Below are 17,112 nucleotides of genomic sequence, written 5' to 3'. Positions count from 1 at the left end.
ATCTCCCACATTTGATGCGACGAAACCGGTTGGGTCCGTGAAAAAGTCGCGAAAAGTCGCGACGACCGGGGCTGCCCTCCAGTCACATGCCCCGACACGGGATGCTTCCCGACGACCGGAACGCCAGCTGTCCCACCCAACAGCTGCGCATCGGCCGACGCCGTCGTACTGTCACGGCATGTCAGCAACCCGCAGGTGCATCTCCTCCGGATCCGACTTCGAGTCGGCCGTTGGCTATTCGCGCGCGGTGCGCGTTGGCCCGCATGTGGCAGTGGCCGGAACCACCGGCAGCGGCAGCGATGTCGCCGCGCAAACCAGAGACGCCCTGCGCCGCATCGAGGCCGCACTCGGACAGGCGGGTGCGAGGCTCGCCGACGTGGTCCGCACCCGCATCTACATGACCGACATTTCACGCTGGCGCGAGGTCGGCGATGTACACGCCGAGGTTTTCGGCGGAATCCGACCCGCGGCGACCATGGTCGAGGTTTCGGCGCTGATCGCGCCCGGCCTGCTGGTTGAGATCGAAGCCGACGCCTACACGGATCCCTGAGGTCCCGAAATCAGCGGGAAGGTGCCGTCCGCCGCCGGGACGTAGGCCGCGACGCTGATCACCGCCCGTGCCGGAAGCTCGCCGTACAGGTGCGGGAACAGCATCCAATCCGGATCCGCTACCGTTCCGGGCTCCCAACGCACGGGCGAATCGAGCGCCGCCGGGTCGATGTAGAGCAGGACCATGTCACGACGGCCGAGGAAGAGCCGATTGGCCGGCAGGTGTATCTGCTCAGGCGTCGACAGATGGATGAACCCGGTGGCTGATCCGGGACGGAAGCCGCCGCAGCGGCGGGCGGACGACCATTCGGAGGCCGCACACATGTGCACCAACACCGCCGGAGTGGACGACATACTAGCCAGCTTGCCCGACTCATCGTCCCGAAATCCGTGAGAAAGGACACACCTGATACCACCTGGGGAACAAGGCGGAAACGGGGAACGTCTGAGACAGTGAACTTACCTAGATATGGAGAAGTCATGAACGCAACGTTGACCAGTCCTGAGCTGACTAGAGCCGACCGCTGCGACCGCTGTGGCGCAGCAGCGCGGGTTCGCGCCAAGCTGCCTTCGGGTGCCGAACTTCTCTTCTGCCAGCACCACGCCAATGAGCACGAAGCGAAACTGGTCGAGCTGTCGGCCGTGCTGGAGGTCAGTGGAAACTAGGTTCGCCGAAACTCGCTCCCCTAAAGTCGGGTCCAATGTGCCACGTGTGACCGATCTTCGGTAATGCTGGACCGGATGAGCGACCAACCGCCAAAGCCGTCCCGCCACCACATCTGGCGAATCAGCCTTCGGACGCTCTCCAAGAGTTGGGACGACTCGATCTTCTCCGAGTCAGCACAAGCAGGTTTCTGGTCGGCGCTATCCCTTCCGCCCTTGCTTTTGGGAATGCTGGGCAGCCTGGCCTACGTGGCTCCGCTATTCGGTCAGGACACCTTGCCCGCGATCGAAAAAACCATTATTTCCACCGCCCACAGCTTCTTCTCACCCAGTGTGGTCAACGAGATCATCGAGCCGACGATCCGCGACATCACCGCCAACGCTCGCGGCGAGGTGGTGTCGCTGGGTTTCTTGATCTCATTGTGGGCAGGATCGTCGGCAATCTCTTCCTACGTCGATGCCGTGGTGGAGGCGCATGACCAGACTCCGCTGCGCCATCCGGTGCGGCAGCGGTTCTTCGCGCTGTTCCTGTACGTGGTGATGCTGGTGTTCCTGGTGGCCGCCGCGCCGGTGGCGGTGGTCGGCCCGCGGAAGGTGAGCGAACACATTTCGGCGGGTTTCGCCAACTTTCTGCACTACGGCTACTACCCGGGGCTGATCGCGGGCCTGACGGTCGGGGTGATCATCCTCTACCGGGTCGCGCTGCCGGTACCGCTGCCGACACACCGACTGGTCATTGGCGCAGTACTGGCCACCGCGGTGTTCCTGATCGCGACGCTGGGTCTACGGTTCTATCTCAGGTGGATCACCAGTACGGGCTATACCTACGGCGCGCTGTCCACGCCCATCGCTTTCCTGTTGTTCGCGTTCTTCGGCGGTTTTGCGATCATGATCGGAGCCGAACTCAACGCCGCGATCCAAGAGGAATGGCCCGCGCCGGCGACACACGCGCACCGGCTGCGCACCTGGCTGCGGGCCCGAACCGCCGCAATCACGGGCACGGCCGACTAGGCGTCGGAGGGCGTCGCAGACCACGACTGTGAAGCCGCGGCGCCAATTCAGCCCTTCTTGAGCGTCTCGTAGATCTGTTTGCAGTCCGGGCACACCGGCGAACCCGGCTTGGGTGCCCGGGTCACGGGAAACACCTCACCGCATAACGCCACCACATGGCTGCCCAGCACCGCGCTTTCGGCGATCTTGTCCTTTTTGACGTAGTGGAAGTACTTCGGGGTGTCGCTGCCGGTCCCGTCGTCGACGCGTTCCTCGGCGTCGGTGCGTTCGATCGTCTGCGTCTGCATACCAGACATTGTGCCCCCTACTCGCTCCTGCCGGAATCGACCGGATATGGGAGAGTAGAGAAATGAAGCGCGGCTTCGAGCTGAGTTTCGACGACTTCGACGATCGGGGCCGCCCGGTACTGATCACCGCCGCCGCGCCGTCTTACGAGGAGCAGCACCGAGCCCGGGTGCGCAAGTACCTGACCTTGATGGCATTCCGGATTCCGGCGCTCATCCTGGCGGCCGTCGCATACGGGACCTGGCACAACGGTCTTGTCTCACTACTGATCGTGGCTGTCTCGATTCCGTTGCCGTGGATGGCCGTGCTCATCGCCAACGACAGACCACCCCGCAGCGCCGATGAGCCCCGACGATTCGACGACGCCCGAAGGCGCACCCCGCTGTTTCCGACTGCGAAGCGTCCGGCTCTGGAGCCGCGGCGCGACGCGGCGCCGCAAGCGGACTCCCCAGACTTCGACGGCTGGTCCGATCCCACGTAACCGGGCGGCGCTACACACTTCTCAGGACATTCTCAGGTCGCTGGCACATTTCTGCACGTCACGGTGTGTGAGATGACAGCGCGGCGGGAACTCTGTGGTCGAGCCTGTCGTTAAACCCCGTGACAGGACAAGCCGATCGGGAGGGCGCTATGGCACATGCCACCACAAGCCGGGCTGACAGTGATCTGGATGCTCAAAGCCCCGCAGCGGACTTGGTGCGCGTATATCTGAACGGCATCGGTAAAACGGCGTTGCTCAACGCCGCCGATGAAGTTGAGCTGGCCAAGCGCATCGAAGCCGGGCTGTATGCCGAGTATCTGCTCGAAACCCGAAAGCGGTTGGGCGAGAACCGGAAACGCGAATTGGCGACCGTGGTACGCGACGGCCAGGCAGCGCGCCGTCACCTCCTCGAGGCCAACCTTCGGCTGGTGGTGTCATTGGCCAAGCGCTACACGGGCCGCGGAATGCCGCTGCTCGACCTCATCCAGGAGGGCAACCTGGGCCTGATCCGCGCGATGGAGAAGTTCGACTACACAAAGGGATTCAAATTCTCGACGTATGCCACCTGGTGGATCCGCCAAGCCATCACCCGTGGCATGGCCGACCAGAGCCGCACCATTCGTCTGCCCGTTCACCTGGTCGAGCAGGTCAACAAGCTGGCGCGGATCAAGCGGGAGATGCACCAGAAGCTGGGCCGGGAAGCCACTGAGGAGGAACTGGCCGAAGAGTCCGGCATTCCGGTTGACAAGATCAACGACCTGCTCGAACACAGCCGGGATCCGGTGAGCCTGGACATGCCGGTCGGCTCTGAGGAAGAGGCGCCGCTGGGTGACTTCATCGAGGACGCCGAAGCCATGTCCGCGGAGAACGCCGTCATCGCCGAACTGCTGCACACCGATATCCGCAGTGTGCTTGCCACTCTCGACGAGCGTGAGCACCAGGTGATCCGGCTGCGCTTCGGCCTGGACGACGGTCAGCCGCGCACGCTGGATCAAATCGGCAAGCTGTTCGGTCTGTCCCGTGAGCGCGTGCGCCAGATCGAGCGGGACGTGATGGGCAAGTTGCGCCATGGCGAACGTGCCGATCGGCTGCGGTCATACGCCAGTTGAGACACCGGCCGGACGCCCGTCGACAAGCGCCGAGAAAGCGTTTCGAGAAAAGCGCCGAAAAGCTAGGTACAAGACAGTGTGCCCGCCGCGATGAGCGGCGGGCACACTGCTCTCGGGGGTGTTTTGGGCCAACCACATGCGCAGCTGGCCAAGTAGACTCGGCGGCAACGGAGGATGCTGAATGAACGACTTGGTTGATACCACCGAGATGTACTTGCGGACGATCTACGACCTCGAGGAAGAGGGCGTCACGCCGCTGCGCGCCCGGATTGCCGAGCGCTTGGAGCAGAGCGGGCCGACTGTCAGCCAGACCGTTTCCCGGATGGAGCGGGACGGATTGCTCCGGGTGGCCGGGGATCGCCACCTCGAACTCACCGACAAGGGCCGGGCGCTGGCGATCGCGGTGATGCGCAAGCACCGCCTCGCCGAACGACTCCTCGTCGACGTCATCGGGTTGCCGTGGGAAGAGGTGCACGCCGAGGCATGCCGGTGGGAGCACGTGATGAGTGAAGATGTCGAGCGTCGGCTGGTCAAGGTGCTGAACAACCCGACGACGTCTCCGTTCGGCAATCCGATTCCGGGCTTGCTGGACCTGGGCGTGGGCCCGGAATTCGGCGCCGAAGACGCCGACCTGGTGCGGCTGACCGAGCTGCCGGCCGGTCCGCCGGTGGCAGTAGTCGTTCGCCAGCTCACCGAGCATGTTCAAGGCGACATCGACTTGATCACGCGGCTCAAGGACGCCGGCGTCGTGCCGAACGCCCGCGTGACGGTCGAAACCAGTCCGGGAGGCGGCGTGACCATCGTCATCCCGGGGCATGAGAACGTCACCCTGCCCCACGCGATGGCGCACGCCGTCAAAGTCGAGAAGGTCTGACTACCCCGCACATCGGCCGGATTGACCGGATGGACCGAACGCCCGTCGCGGCGGTAACCGCACGCCGAGTTGCCGAGCCAACCGATAGCCGGTGGTCGCGAGTTCCCGGATGTGCTCCGGCCGAAGCCCGGACTGTAACGCCGTGTCTAGCATGCCGGCCATCCGATGCCCTGGCGAGCAGCGCAGCGCGGCCTCCAGGGACACCCCGGCCAGCGGACCGTCTCCGCGGGCGTAGGCACTGAACGCCAGCAACACCAGTGCCTCCACCCGCCACGGCTCGGGTAGCGCGCGCGCCAGTACCGCCCACAACGACTCGGCCGGACCGGAGTTCTCACCGACCGCGAGGGCATAGAGCGTGTCGCGCACCCGCACGTCGGTCAGCGCACAGCCCAACTGTGCCAGCTCCACGTCCGATAGCTGTTGCCCGTCGGCCACCCGCGCGGCAGCGGCCATCGCCTTCTCCACGTCGCGACGGCTACAGCCCAACGGGTCGGCGCGCTCGGCGATCTCACGCTCGGCCGCCTCTCGCTTCACGGTGGCGGCCAGTGTGCCGGTGCGCGCCCGGTCGTCCACCGCGACGACGGCCTCCAGGTCGGCACGCCGCGGGTACAGCCGCCGACCGTCGAGCACCGCCGCCACCGCCAGCGGCGACGCCGCCGGGTCGTCGATGACGCCACCCGAACCGCAGCCGTCGACGCAATGCCAGCGTCCGCCGACCGCGATGCGGTCGACCACGTGGGCCGCCCAGAGCACGATGTCACGCTGCGCCAGCGCCTCGGTCAGCGCATCGCAGACCCGGCGGTACTCGTCGCTGCATCCCGGACACTGCGCTCCGTCCGCGTCGACGATCACCGCGATCGCGGCCTCGGGGTCAGCCGCGCCGGCGACCTCCGCGAGCTGCTCGACCCGGTGGCCAAGGTCCTCCGACAGGTCAACGCGCATCACCGATCCCAGTTCACCGTCGGCCACCGAGACCAGGACCAGCGATTTTTCTGGCACGAAGCCGAGGATGGCCGGCAGCGCGGCGATCAGGGCGCCGGGGCGATTCAGTTCAAAGTCAGGTCGATGCTTCGTCATAGGCGTCAACGCTGACGACCGGCACCGTCAGCCGGTGCGCACATCCGGCACCTGGGCCGCCATCCTGTGGACGAAGTCGCCACTGTGCGTTCTACTGTCTATCTCATGGGGTCGATGCGCGAGTACGACATGGTGGTTCTCGGCTCTGGGCCTGGCGGCCAGAAGGCGGCCATTGCCTCGGCCAAGTTGGGCAAATCCGTTGCGATCGTCGAACGTGGCCGAATGCTGGGCGGCGTCTGCGTCAACACCGGCACCATTCCATCGAAGACGTTGCGCGAGGCGGTGCTCTACCTCACCGGCATGAATCAGCGCGAACTCTACGGGGCCAGCTATCGCGTCAAGGACCGGATCACCCCGGCCGATTTGCTGGCCCGGACCCAGCATGTGATCGGCAAGGAAGTCGACGTGGTACGCAATCAGTTGATGCGCAACCGGGTCGACCTGCTGGTGGGGCACGGCCGGTTCATCGATCCGCACACCATCATGGTCGAAGACCAGACGCGCCGCGAAAAGACCACTGTCACAGGCGATTACATCGTGATCGCCACCGGCACCAGGCCGGCCCGGCCGTCCGGCGTCGAATTCGACGAAGAAAGGGTCCTCGACTCCGACGGGATCCTGGACCTCAAGTCGCTCCCGGCCTCGATGGTCGTGGTCGGTGCCGGCGTGATCGGTATCGAATATGCCTCGATGTTCGCCGCGCTGGGCACCAAGGTGACCGTCGTCGAGAAGCGGGAAGACATGCTGGACTTCTGCGACCCCGAGGTCGTCGAGGCGCTGAAATTCCACCTGCGCGACCTGGCGGTGACATTCCGGTTCGGTGAAGAGGTCACCGCTGTCGACGTCGGCTCGGCTGGCACCGTCACCACCCTGGCCAGCGGCAAACAGATTCCCGCCGAGACAGTGATGTACTCCGCCGGACGCCAAGGCCAGACCGACCACCTCGACCTGTCCAACGCCGGCCTGGAGGTCGAACGCCGCGGGCGAATATGGGTGGACGAACAGTTCAAGACCAAGGTGGACCATATCTACGCCGTCGGCGATGTCATCGGCTTTCCGGCGCTGGCTGCGACGTCGATGGAGCAGGGCCGGCTAGCTGCGTACCACGCGTTCGGGGAACCGACCGACGGCATCACCGACCTGCAGCCGATCGGCATCTATTCGATCCCCGAGATCTCCTACGTCGGCTCCACCGAAGTGAAACTGACCAAGGAATCCATCCCCTACGAAGTGGGCGTGGCGCGCTACCGGGAACTGGCCCGCGGCCAAATCGCCGGCGACTCCTACGGCATGCTCAAACTGCTGGTGTCCACCGACGATCTCAAGCTGCTCGGCGTGCATATCTTCGGCACGAGTGCCACCGAGATGGTGCACATCGGACAGGCCGTCATGGGGTGCGGAGGCACCGTCGAGTACCTGGTCGACGCGGTTTTCAACTATCCGACATTCTCCGAGGCCTACAAGGTGGCAGCGCTCGACGTGATGAACAAGGTGCGGGCGCTCAATCAGTTCCGCCGCTAATGCGTCACGAGGCCGTATCGTCGGAATCGGTCGGCCTCGGATCGCCCTAACATCGCCCGGGCGCCGGCGCGGCTTGGGCCGGTAGCGCAGGACGGTGCTCGTCGAACGAGGGGCGGCGGTTTGGCTGCCGACTTGGCCGTCCACGGTCGCCCGTCGCGGTTCGCTGCGAATACGGCGTGGAGCTTTTCGCGTTATGAAGATGTGCGCATAAGTGAGATGTTCGTTCATTGGGGCCCGTTGATTTGAGAGACACTGATCAGAGCACCCCGGTTAGACCCCCGAGAGGAGGCAACACCCATGACGCACAATCAAGACCGGGATGAGGCGCAGGACTTCCAACCCGGGCAACCTGGCATGTACGACCTCGAGTTGCCGGCGCCGCAATTGTCGACGTCGGATGGCCGTGGTCCGGTGTTGGTGCACGCTTTGGAGGGCTTTTCCGACGCAGGGCACGCAATTCGGCTGGCCGCTGCCCACCTGAAGGGGTCACTGGACACCGAGCTGGTCGCGTCGTTTGCGATCGACGAATTACTGGATTATCGCTCCCGGCGGCCGCTGATGACCTTCAAGACTGACCACTTCACCAGCTATGACGACCCCGAGCTCAGCCTGTATGCACTGCGCGACAGCGTCGGCACCCCGTTTCTGCTGCTGGCCGGTTTGGAGCCGGACCTGAAATGGGAGCGATTCATCACCGCCGTGCGACTGCTGGCCGAACGCCTGGGGGTTCGGCAGACCATCGGCCTGGGCACCGTTCCCATGGCCGTACCACATACCCGCCCGATCACGATGACCGCCCACTCCAACAATCCGGAACTGATCGCCGACTTCCAGCCGTGGATCTCCGAAATCCAAGTTCCGGCAAGCGCGTCCAACCTGTTGGAATACCGAATGGCGCAGCATGGTCATGAGGTCGTCGGGTTCACCGTGCACGTCCCGCACTACCTGACGCAGACCGACTACCCGGCGGCCGCGCAGTCGCTGCTCGAGCAAGTCGCCAAGACGGGATCGTTGGAACTGCCATTGGCGGCGCTGGCAGAAGCCGCGGCGGAGATCCGGGCCAAGATCGACGAACAAGTCCAGGCAAGCGCGGAAGTCGGCCAAGTGGTGGCAGCCCTCGAGCGCCAGTACGATGCCTTCATCGACGCTCAGGAAAACAGATCGTTACTCACGCGTGACGAGGATCTGCCTAGCGGCGACGAGTTGGGTGCGGAGTTCGAGCGATTCCTGGCCCAGCAGGCAGAGAAGAAGCGCGACGACGACGACGACCAGGCTTGATGCCTCCAACACCGTCCCCGAGAAAGCCGTAGGCGGCCCGACAACGAGGTTGGCGAATGACCGAGCGGAAGCGCAACCTTCGCCCAGTGCGCGAAATAACTGCGCCTTCGCTGCAGTTCCGCACTATTCACGGTTACAAGCGCGCGTTCCGGATCGCCGGATCCGGGCCGGCGATCCTGCTGGTCCACGGCATCGGGGACAATTCGACGACCTGGACCGGCGTCCACGCCAAGCTTGCGCAGCGGTTCACCGTGATTGCTCCGGACCTGTTGGGCCATGGAAAGTCCGATAAGCCGCGCGCCGACTACTCGGTGGCCGCCTATGCCAACGGCATGCGCGACCTGCTCAGCGTGCTCGACATCGAGCGGGTGACCGTCATCGGCCATTCGCTCGGCGGAGGCGTGGCGATGCAATTCGCCTACCAGTTTCCCCAGCTGGTCGACCGGCTGATCCTGATCGGCGCCGGTGGCGTCACCAAGGACGTCAACGTCGTGTTCCGGTTGGCCTCACTGCCGATGGGCGCCGAAGCGCTGGCATTGCTGCGGTTGCCGATGGTGCGGCCAACGGTTCAGGTGGTCGGGCGGGTGCTGGGGCTGGCGATCGGCTCAACCGCCCTGGGCCGCGACCTGCCCAATGTGCTGCGAATCCTGGACGACCTGCCCGAGCCGACGGCCTCGTCGGCGTTCACGCGCACCCTGCGCGCCGTGGTGGACTGGCGCGGGCAGATCGTCACCATGCTGGACCGATGCTATTTGACCCAGGCCATCCCGGTGCAGATCATCTGGGGCAGCCGTGACGTCGTGGTCCCCGTCCGCCACGCCCGGCTGGCACACGCCGCGATACCCGGCTCGCACCTGGAGATCTTCGAGGGCTCCGGGCATTTCCCGTTCCATGACGATCCCGCCCGCTTCATCGACTCCGTGCAACGCTTCATCGACAGCACCGAACCGGCCGAATACGATCAGGCCGCGCTTCGGGAATTGCTTCGTACCGGCGGTGGCGAAGGAGCTGTTTCTGGCCCGGCCGATACCCGCATTGCCGTGCTCAGTGCGATGGGTTCCGATGAACGCAGCGCCACTTGATCAACCCGGCCGTCATCGATTCGCGCGGCGTCGTACAGTCGGGCCATGGGCATCGAGGTAACGGTGTTGCGGGTGTTCACCGACTCCGAGGGGAACTTCGGCAATCCGCTCGGCATAGTCGATGCGAGCCGGGTCCAACCCCGCGACCGACAGCAGCTGGCAAACCAATTGGGCTACAGCGAGACCATTTTCGTCGACCTCCCGGCCGCCGGCTCGCACACCGCCCACGCCACCATCCACACTCCCCGCACCAGCCTTCCGTTCGCCGGCCATCCTATCGTGGGCGTGTCGTGGTGGCTGCGTGAGCGGGGAATGCCGATCAAGACACTGCATGTGTCGGCCGGTCTGGTGCAGGTTAGCTATGACAACGACCTGACCGCCATCAGCGCACGAGCCGAATGGGCACCCGAATTGGCCATCCATCATCTCGGCTCACTCGATGCCCTGGCGGCCGCGGACCCCGACGACTTCTCCGACGACACCTCGCATTACCTGTGGACCTGGACCGACGAGCCTGCCGGCGCCCTACGGGCCCGGATGTTCGCCTCCAACCTGGGGGTCGAGGAAGACGAAGCGACCGGTTCGGCGGCCATGCGGATCACCGACTACCTAAGCCGCGACCTGACCATCACGCAGGGCAAGGGATCGGTGCTCAAGACGACGTGGAGCGCCGAGGGCTGGGTCACGGTTGCCGGATTGGTCGCCGATGACGGTGTGATGCAACTGGTTTGACGTCAGCGCTGACGGTGCAACAAGGCGGCGACGTGATGCTGTAAGGGTTGCCCGACAGCGGCCATCCGCAACGAGTGCGAGAGCTCGTCGCCGGCAACGCTGAAGGAACGGGTGATCGCCGTAACCTCTTTTGCGGTGGGAGTCAATCCGATGGTTGCGGTGGCCAACTCGAGGTGCACGGCGTCGTCGCCCACCGAATACGTGCCCAACTCGATTTCGGCGATGCCGCTGGGGTGCGCTAAGACCAACTCCGCCTGGCCCGGTTGGGGAACACGCAGGTAACCCGCCTCGGCATGCAATGGCCTGCCGTCGTCCGCCGCACGGGTCTTGTGCCCGTAAACGAGAAACGGCTTGCCGACATGTGAGAACTCGACCTCTTCGAAATACTCGAACGGCTCGATCGTGGGATATTCACCGGCACCCCGGCCCACCCAGGTGCCCAGCAATGGCTCCAAGGGTCCAAGATCGGGGTGCAGCTCCGCAGACATGACAAGGATCCTAACGGCGTCGCGCCCGAATCAGCGTGAAGTCGATATCTTGCGGTGCGCGCGCAGTGCCTCGATCTCCCGCTCGAAATCCTCGGCCGACGAAAAAGACCGGTACACCGACGCGAAACGCAGATAGGCAACCTCGTCGAGTTCGCGAAGCGGCCCCAGGATGGCCAGGCCGACGTCGTGACTGGGCACCTCGGGCGACCCCGCGGCCCGCACGGTGTCTTCCACCTGCTGGGCGAGCAGGTTCAGCGCGTCATCGTCGACCTGGCGGCCCTGACACGCCCGGCGCACCCCGCTGATGACCTTTTCCCGGCTGAACGGTTCGGAGACCCCGCTGCGCTTGACCACAGCCAGGACCGCCGTCTCCACGGTGGTGAAACGTCGCCCGCATTCCGGGCACGACCGGCGCCGCCGGATTGCCTGGCCCTCATCGGTTTCCCGTGAGTCGATCACCCGCGAGTCGGGATGCCGGCAGAACGGACAGTGCATGGCCGCTCCTTCGCCGTCGTGGCATCCCGGTGTTTCAGACCTCTCCGAGACTACCTGCGCGCTACCACGCACTGCCAACGCCGTTGCCATCCATGCATGTTCGATTCCGCGGTAACTCGGAAACGTTGGCGCGCGGCGCTTTTCGCCGCCATCCCGCATGGTGTCCTCAGCCGACCGGGGCGATCAACGTCTGCCCGGCGACCGGCGTCGACGAATCCAGGTCGTTCAATTCGCGGATCCGTTCGACAACCCGACGCACCGGCGTATCGGGCGCGACCCGGGCCGCCACGTCCTGCAGCGACTCGCCGGCCGCTACTCGCACCACGGCAAGCCGGTCGGGCGCCCGAGTCGACGAATCCGCGGAATTGCTGTTGGCCAGCTCCCCGAAATGCGCCATCAGGCCCAGCCACAGCGTGATCATCCCGGCAAGCACCGCCAGACCCACCGTCGTCGCCGCCGAGACGGGACGCCTGCGATGCGGAGCCGTCGATAGCGCCACGCCAGTGCCCCGGTAGCGCAGCGACGCGCCGACCGGCCGGCACGGCCCCGGCCGCCGCGGCATCGTCCCGCCCCGGGCCCCGAGAGGCCCACGAAGAGGCCTGCTGACCGGCCTATTGACCGGCCTGGTTACCGGCCTGGTTACCGGCAGGGACGCGCCACGGGTACGCGCCGGGAATGCCTGCTTGAGTGTCATGTTCCTTCCTCCGCCCGAGAATTAACCGCTCGTGTGTTCGACACCCTAGTCGATTGTGTGTTCGATTGCCGAACATCTGATCGAAGCGTGTCGCGCGAACAAAACGCTAGACCGTGCCACCGACAAGGCCGGTCGGTCGCCGTCGCTGCCATGAGGCACCGGATACCCGATCGGGCGAATAGTTACGCGTTTGTCATTCGGCACCTCAGCGGGTCGGCCGGGCCAGGACTGGGCTAGGACGGCCGTCAAGCCCGCCCCGACACACTGGGGTCGAACACATGTTTGATTCTCGGGCGCCGTCGGGTTACATTCAGAGCCATGAGCGACAGCAACGCCCCCTCGGTCGGTTCCGTGGACCCCACGCTCACCGAGCGGCAGCGCACCATCTTGAACGTCATCCGCACCTCGGTCACCAACCGCGGATATCCCCCCAGCATCCGCGAGATCGGCGACGCCGTCGGTCTCACGTCGACCTCGTCGGTAGCCCACCAACTGCGCGTACTGGAGCGCAAGGGCTATCTGCGGCGTGACCCGAACCGCCCGCGTGCGGTCGACGTCCGCGGTGTCGAAGACATCGTGACACCGGCGGCGGTCACCGAGGTCGCCGGCTCGGACGCCCTGCCCGAGCCCACCTTTGTCCCGGTCCTCGGGCGCATCGCGGCCGGCGGCCCGATCCTTGCCGAGGAAGCCGTCGAAGACGTGTTCCCGCTGCCGCGTGAGCTCGTCGGCGAGGGAACGCTGTTCCTGCTCAAGGTCGTCGGCGACTCGATGGTCGAAGCCGCGATCTGCGACGGCGACTGGGTGGTCGTGCGACAGCAGAACGTCGCCGACAACGGCGACATCGTCGCGGCAATGATCGACGGCGAGGCCACCGTCAAGACCTTCAAAGGCGCAGGCGGTCAGGTGTGGCTGATGCCCCACAATCCGGCCTTCGACCCGATACCCGGTAACGACGCAACGGTGCTGGGCAAGGTCGTCACGGTGATCCGCAAGATATAGGGCCGACCCGCCACCCGGCAGACATCGCCGGGAGCCGGACTCCTCTAGTCCGCTTTGATGAAACCGTTGGCTTGGGCGGCTTCCTCGCTGGCGAACCAGATCTCGGCAAGCGTGTCGTAATAGAGCGCACTGCTGGGCGTGTAATACAAGCCGAACCGGGCACTGGCTTTGATCGGATATCCCTCTGGCGCCTGATATGGGTCGTGGTCCAGCGGCATGTGGATGGTCGGCCGCACAGCCGGGCCCGGCCCGGAAGCAACCGTGGGCGTGAGAGCCGATTCCGGCGCTTGCGGCTCATCCTCAGGCTCCGCGGCAGCGTGGCGCCCCGTCCTCCCGTGAGGAGCCGAAACCTCCGGGAAGACTTCCGGGAATGCCTCCGGGGCGACCTCCGCGTAGCCGGGCTCGGCATCGGCGGAGGCAGCGCGCGGGGCGAAAGCATCCGGGAAGGCGGCATCCGCAACCGCGGTCTCCGGCACGGCTACCTCGGGAGCCGCTGCCTCCGGAACCGCCGCTTCCGGCGCATATGTCTCTGGTACCACGGGTTCGCCAAGCACGGTTTCCGGAACGTCGGGCTCGGGCACCGCCGCCTCCGCGAGGTCGGCGCGGGTCACGATGGGCGTCGGCGTGGTATCCACCGCGTCGGGATTTTCTTCGTCAAACTCGAAGCCCATATCCGACGCGCGCAGTGCATCGCCGCCGTATTCGCCACTGCCAGAGGCATATTGGTCGACGCCAGCGCCGGTCGCGGCGCCCCGTGGCCAGCTGACCCGCGACGGCGCCCCGGCGTCCGGACCGCGATGTTCCTGTAGGTGCTGGTCGTCAGCCGGGAAGTCTTCGGAGCCGAAATCGATGTCGTCGTGCGGCCAGCGCCCACCGGCGGCGTCATAGCCGGCCTCCACATCGCGATCCTGCTCGTGCTCGTATGCCTCGTAGACGGCGGGCTGGCCGGTGCGCCGCCGGCGCACGCCCAACACGACCAACACGAACATCACGATCAGCAGCACGACGGGGACCACGGCCACCAGCCACCACCAGTGCCAGGTGAACTTCTTGCCGTGCGATGGAGCCGCCGAGGTACTGGGCTGATTCTGCCCGGACACCTGCAGCCCGGATAGCAGCGGCGCCAGGTTCGCCGGGTCGGTGGTGAAGGTATTGCTCGCGCGGTTCCAGGACACCTTGCCGCCGGTGAACTTCTGCGACACCACGTCGCCGTCGACGGTCTGGTCGGCGACCGGCGCACCGAGTTTGCCGGTGGCACCTTTGAGCTTGTCCCAGGCGGCCTTCATCGCTCCGCGCACCACAAAGGCGCCGTGATCAGGGGTCCAGAAGATCACCGGCTTGTCCGCGGCGGAGAACGCCGCGATCCGGCTGGCCGACGTGATGCCGCCGTCGGACTCGTTGGCGATGGGGAAACCAAGGTCGCTGCTGACCGGACCGCCCAGCGACTCGTATTTGGCCAGGATCGCGCCCTCCACGGCGTTCGCACCGGTGGCCGGACTGAAGAAGATCTTGCCGCCGACAAAGTCCTGGGCGATACCGTCACCGCCGATCGGGTACGGCGCGCCCTTCTTGGCGCCCAACGGGCCGGCGGCGCCGCCGGCGGCGCGCCAGGCCATGTTGATGGCGGCGGTGGGGTCGAGCGCCACCTGTAAGCCCTTCAGCTGATCAGCCAATACCGCCGGGTTCGTGGTGAAATCTTTGGTCTTCTTGTTCCAGGAGACTTCGCCGCCGGTGAACTTCTGGGATACGACGTCGCCGTCGTAGGTTTCATCGGCGACCGGGGCACCCAGCACGCCCCCAGAGCTGCCGAGCTTGTCCCACGCAGCGTTCATCGCGCCGCGCACCACGAACGCGCCGTGGTCGGGCGTCCAGAAAATCACCGGGTTGTCGCTGGCAGAAAAGGTGCTCACCCGACTGTCGGGGCCGGCGAGGCCGGGAACCTCGTTGATGGTGGGAAATCCCAAGTCGCTGTCGGCCGGCCCGCCCAGCGCCTCATATTTTGCCAGGACCGGGCCGTACACATATTTGGCACCCGTATCCGTGGTGTAAAACATCTTGCCGCCGTCGAAGTCCAGGCCGAACCCATCCCCGACGGGATAGACGTCACCTTTCCGGGCGCCGAGCGTCGATGTCGCGCCCCCCGCCTTCTCCCACGCGGCCATCATGGCGGCTTCCGCATCACCTATCGGAGACGCTGCCGCAGTAGGCGCCAGCAGCCCGACAGCCAGCACCGTAGCCGCCAAGCTGAGCAACGCACGCCCGACCAGCCTGCTCAATTGACCTCTCTGCCCGTTCACCAAGCCTCCCAGCCGATGCCCTGCCCGCGCCGCGAGCTGGCGGATTTCCCACCTGTGGGCCGTCCCCCAGCTACGTTCCGCATCGTCGCCGGGCCCGCATAACTTTGCTCTAGCGAACGACAAATGCGAAGTCAAATCGTAAATATTCCGAAAACGGATATCCAGCTGATTCCGAAATGATGCCGGATCGCGTGCGTGTCGCGAGGAACCGCAACTCGGCCCGCACCAGTTGTACGCTAACGTGCCCGAGAGCCCAGCCCGACTGACCCCACGAGAGGATACCCAGCTGACATGGGTGTTTCCGTAGTTGTCTGGGTCCTCACGATCGTCATGATCACGGCCCTGATGCTGGTGGATTACGTCTTCCACGTACGGCATACGCACGGCCCGACGCTACGGGAGTCCGCGCTGTGGTCGGCGATGTTCATCGGCTTCGCCGTGCTGTTCGGTATCGCGGTGGCCGTCTTCGGCAGCGCTGCCATGGGAATCGAGTACTTCGCGAGCTACCTGAGCAACGAGGCTCTGTCCGTCGACAACCTGTTCGTGTTTCTGGTGATCATCAGCAGCTTCGGGGTTCCGCGGGTCGCTCAGCAGAAGGTGCTGTTGTTCGGTATTGCGTTCGCGCTCGTCGCACGCACCGGATTCATCCTGCTGGGGGCCGCGCTCATCGACAACTTCAACTGGACGTTCTACGCGTTCGGCTTGGGTCTGCTGGTCATGGCGGGCAACCTCGCCAAACCGGAACCGCCCGAAACCCGCAATGATAACCTGATCCTGCGGCTGGCCAACCGATTCTTGCGCACATCCCCGGACTACCGCGGCGACCGATTGTTCGTCGTCGAAAACGGCAAACGGGTGATGACGCCGCTGCTGCTGGTCATGATCGCCATCGGCGGCAGTGACGTGCTGTTCGCGTTCGATTCCGTGCCGGCGCTGTTCGGACTGACCCAGAATGTCTACCTGGTGTTCGCCGCAACCGCCTTCTCGCTGTTGGGGCTGCGCCAGTTGTACTTCCTGATCGACAATCTGCTGGACCGGTTGATCTACCTGTCTTACGGGCTGGCCGCGATCCTGGGCTTCATCGGCGTGAAGTTGATGCTGGAAGCGTTGCACGACAACAACATTCCCTTCATCAACGACGGCAGGCCGGTACCGATCGTAGAGATCACGACGGCGACGTCGTTGACGGTGATCGTCGCCGTCCTGTTCATCACCACCGTGGCGTCGTTGTTCTCGCCCCGCGGGCGCAAGCAAAACGCCGTCGCCCGGGCACGCCGGCACGCACTGGAATATCTCGACCTGCATTACGAGGCGGATCCGGCCGAACGCGAGAAGATCTTCGCGGCACTGCTGGCCGCCGAACACGAGATCGACTCGCTCTCAAAGACGTATCGCGCACCGACCAAGCAGGAAGAAGAGCTGACGGCGCTGTTGCGCAGCGCCCACGACGCACACGAAGCGCACGGATGAGCCGACC

The 17,112-nt window shown here is 65.2% G+C and carries 19 protein-coding genes; 12 read left to right on the top strand and 7 right to left on the bottom strand.

Features of this window, described 5'->3' with window-relative positions; genetic code table 11:
* The first annotated feature begins 178 nt into the window (after window positions 1–178).
* On the top strand, window positions 179–550 hold the full coding sequence (locus tag EET03_RS09405; protein WP_075540996.1) for a RidA family protein: 372 nt from the start codon (window positions 179–181) through the stop codon (window positions 548–550).
* Here EET03_RS09405 and EET03_RS09400 read toward each other — a convergent pair.
* Window positions 535–903: a DUF952 domain-containing protein gene (locus EET03_RS09400; protein WP_075540997.1), complete on the bottom strand. Its 369-nt coding sequence runs from the start codon at window positions 901–903 to the stop codon at window positions 535–537. The two genes, EET03_RS09405 and EET03_RS09400, sit on opposite strands and share 16 nt — an antisense overlap.
* Before the next feature lie 126 nt (window positions 904–1,029).
* On the opposite strand from EET03_RS09400, the gene EET03_RS09395 reads away from it, so the two are divergent.
* Window positions 1,030–1,215 carry a DUF7455 domain-containing protein gene (locus EET03_RS09395; protein WP_075540998.1) on the top strand — a complete coding sequence of 62 codons (186 nt, stop codon included), beginning with the start codon at window positions 1,030–1,032 and terminating at the stop codon, window positions 1,213–1,215.
* Between the two features lie 75 nt (window positions 1,216–1,290).
* Window positions 1,291–2,223: a YihY/virulence factor BrkB family protein gene (locus EET03_RS09390; protein ID WP_075541023.1), complete on the top strand. Its 933-nt coding sequence runs from the start codon at window positions 1,291–1,293 to the stop codon at window positions 2,221–2,223.
* 47 nt (window positions 2,224–2,270) lie between these two features.
* On the opposite strand, the gene EET03_RS09385 is transcribed toward EET03_RS09390, so the two are convergent.
* Complete coding sequence (locus EET03_RS09385) at window positions 2,271–2,510, bottom strand: DUF3039 domain-containing protein (RefSeq protein WP_063469094.1); 240 nt, start codon at window positions 2,508–2,510, stop codon at window positions 2,271–2,273.
* A gap of 44 nt (window positions 2,511–2,554) precedes the next feature.
* Here EET03_RS09385 and EET03_RS09380 point away from each other — a divergent pair, with 44 nt between their 5' ends.
* The 3 genes from EET03_RS09380 to ideR all read left to right on the top strand — a co-directional run bounded on the left by EET03_RS09380 (window position 2,555) and on the right by ideR (window position 4,972).
* Window positions 2,555–2,989, top strand: coding sequence for a DUF3099 domain-containing protein (locus EET03_RS09380; protein WP_425271512.1), 435 nt, complete (start codon window positions 2,555–2,557; stop codon window positions 2,987–2,989).
* Window positions 2,990–3,138: 149 nt separating this feature from the next.
* On the top strand, window positions 3,139–4,098 hold the full coding sequence (sigB, locus tag EET03_RS09375) for a sigma-70 family RNA polymerase sigma factor SigB (protein WP_075540999.1): 960 nt from the start codon (window positions 3,139–3,141) through the stop codon (window positions 4,096–4,098).
* 181 nt (window positions 4,099–4,279) lie between these two features.
* A complete protein-coding gene (gene ideR / locus EET03_RS09370; protein ID WP_063469091.1) occupies window positions 4,280–4,972 on the top strand; it encodes an iron-dependent transcriptional regulator IdeR in 693 nt (230 codons plus the stop codon).
* On the opposite strand, the gene EET03_RS09365 is transcribed toward ideR, so the two are convergent.
* Window positions 4,973–6,049: a DUF4192 domain-containing protein gene (locus EET03_RS09365; RefSeq protein WP_075541000.1), complete on the bottom strand. Its 1,077-nt coding sequence runs from the start codon at window positions 6,047–6,049 to the stop codon at window positions 4,973–4,975.
* Window positions 6,050–6,163: 114 nt separating this feature from the next.
* Here EET03_RS09365 and sthA point away from each other — a divergent pair, with 114 nt between their 5' ends.
* The 4 genes from sthA to EET03_RS09345 all read left to right on the top strand — a co-directional run bounded on the left by sthA (window position 6,164) and on the right by EET03_RS09345 (window position 10,662).
* On the top strand, window positions 6,164–7,570 hold the full coding sequence (gene sthA / locus EET03_RS09360; protein WP_099194364.1) for a Si-specific NAD(P)(+) transhydrogenase: 1,407 nt from the start codon (window positions 6,164–6,166) through the stop codon (window positions 7,568–7,570).
* Between the two features lie 297 nt (window positions 7,571–7,867).
* The gene (locus tag EET03_RS09355; protein WP_075541002.1) at window positions 7,868–8,848 is read left to right on the top strand and encodes a proteasome assembly chaperone family protein; all 981 of its coding nucleotides are present in this window, start codon (window positions 7,868–7,870) and stop codon (window positions 8,846–8,848) included.
* A gap of 56 nt (window positions 8,849–8,904) precedes the next feature.
* Entirely contained in the window at window positions 8,905–9,930 is a 1,026-nt protein-coding gene (locus tag EET03_RS09350) for an alpha/beta fold hydrolase (RefSeq protein ID WP_075541003.1), read from the top strand.
* Window positions 9,931–9,975: 45 nt separating this feature from the next.
* On the top strand, window positions 9,976–10,662 hold the full coding sequence (locus EET03_RS09345) for a PhzF family phenazine biosynthesis protein (RefSeq protein ID WP_075541004.1): 687 nt from the start codon (window positions 9,976–9,978) through the stop codon (window positions 10,660–10,662).
* Window positions 10,663–10,664: 2 nt separating this feature from the next.
* Here the strand turns inward: EET03_RS09345 and EET03_RS09340 are convergent, their stop codons facing one another.
* The 3 genes from EET03_RS09340 to EET03_RS09330 all read right to left on the bottom strand — a co-directional run bounded on the left by EET03_RS09340 (window position 10,665) and on the right by EET03_RS09330 (window position 12,339).
* Window positions 10,665–11,150, bottom strand: a complete 486-nt coding sequence (locus tag EET03_RS09340) for a peroxynitrite isomerase (RefSeq protein WP_075541005.1) — start codon at window positions 11,148–11,150, stop codon at window positions 10,665–10,667.
* Window positions 11,151–11,180: 30 nt separating this feature from the next.
* Window positions 11,181–11,645 (bottom strand): transcriptional regulator NrdR, encoded by a 465-nt coding sequence (gene nrdR / locus EET03_RS09335; RefSeq protein WP_075541006.1) that lies wholly within the window; start codon window positions 11,643–11,645, stop codon window positions 11,181–11,183.
* Between the two features lie 166 nt (window positions 11,646–11,811).
* Window positions 11,812–12,339, bottom strand: coding sequence for a LysM peptidoglycan-binding domain-containing protein (locus tag EET03_RS09330; RefSeq protein ID WP_075541007.1), 528 nt, complete (start codon window positions 12,337–12,339; stop codon window positions 11,812–11,814).
* A 318-nt stretch (window positions 12,340–12,657) separates the two neighbouring features.
* Here EET03_RS09330 and lexA point away from each other — a divergent pair, with 318 nt between their 5' ends.
* Entirely contained in the window at window positions 12,658–13,338 is a 681-nt protein-coding gene (lexA, locus tag EET03_RS09325) for a transcriptional repressor LexA (protein ID WP_075541008.1), read from the top strand.
* A 44-nt stretch (window positions 13,339–13,382) separates the two neighbouring features.
* Here the strand turns inward: lexA and EET03_RS09320 are convergent, their stop codons facing one another.
* Window positions 13,383–15,635, bottom strand: a complete 2,253-nt coding sequence (locus tag EET03_RS09320) for an LGFP repeat-containing protein (RefSeq protein ID WP_208649026.1) — start codon at window positions 15,633–15,635, stop codon at window positions 13,383–13,385.
* Window positions 15,636–15,926: 291 nt separating this feature from the next.
* Between EET03_RS09320 and EET03_RS09315 the strand changes: the two genes are divergently transcribed.
* Window positions 15,927–17,105 (top strand): TerC/Alx family metal homeostasis membrane protein, encoded by a 1,179-nt coding sequence (locus tag EET03_RS09315; RefSeq protein ID WP_075541009.1) that lies wholly within the window; start codon window positions 15,927–15,929, stop codon window positions 17,103–17,105.
* Window positions 17,106–17,112 lie beyond the last annotated feature (7 nt).

Source organism: Mycobacterium innocens, from assembly GCF_900566055.1.
In the GTDB taxonomy this organism is placed as follows: Bacteria; Actinomycetota; Actinomycetes; order Mycobacteriales; family Mycobacteriaceae; genus Mycobacterium; species Mycobacterium innocens.
The sequence above is the reverse complement of the archived record's forward strand: the minus strand, read 5'-3'. Positions and strand labels throughout refer to the sequence as shown.